The sequence below is a fragment of the Microbacterium testaceum genome (assembly GCF_001476655.1).
Classification (GTDB): Bacteria; Actinomycetota; Actinomycetes; order Actinomycetales; family Microbacteriaceae; genus Microbacterium; species Microbacterium testaceum_C.
In genome coordinates this window covers 1-603 of record NZ_LDRT01000213.1, presented here as the reverse complement: position 1 = coordinate 603, position 603 = coordinate 1, and the positions used below count along the sequence as shown (strand labels likewise).

Below are 603 nucleotides of genomic sequence, written 5' to 3'. Positions count from 1 at the left end.
ACCGTGCCGGTGGGGTTGTGCGGGTTGCACAGGAGCACCGAGCGCGCCCCCTGGGACAACGCTCGCTCGATCCCCTCGAGGTCGAGAGACCAGCGTTCCCCGTCGTCGAGGAGTGGTACGCGTTCGACGACGGCTCCCGCCTCTTCCACCGTGTCGTAGAACGGCGGGTACACCGGCGGCGTCACGACGACCCGGTCCCCCGGAGACGTGACCGCCCGCAGCACTTCGACCACGCCCATCATCACGTCGCCCGTCCACCGGATACGACCCGGGTCGGGACGCCAGCCCCAGCGACGCTCGGCGTACGCGGCGAAGTCGACGTCGATCCCGGGCCTCGGCGGGGTGTATCCCGTGTCGCCGATCTCGACCGCCCGATGCAACGCGGCGGTGATCGCCGGTGCCAACGCGAAGTCCGTCTCGGCGACGAACATCGGGATGACGTCGTCGCCGTACGAGCGCCACTTCGTGCTGCTGCGCTGGCGAAGAAGATCGAGCGGCAGGGCCTGAAGAGGGGGAACGCTCATCCCGAAAGCCTAATGAGAGCCTCGGATGCCACGGAACCCGGGTGTCAGACGGAGAAACACGAATGCCCACCCCTCGAGG

At 68.5% G+C, this 603-nt stretch carries 1 protein-coding gene; it reads right to left on the bottom strand.

All coding sequences use genetic code 11. The features are described 5' to 3' along the window. The coding region (locus tag NS220_RS18465) for an aminotransferase class I/II-fold pyridoxal phosphate-dependent enzyme (protein ID WP_153004375.1) at nt 1–524 on the bottom strand (524 nt) is incomplete at its 3' end. Nucleotides 525–603 lie beyond the last annotated feature (79 nt).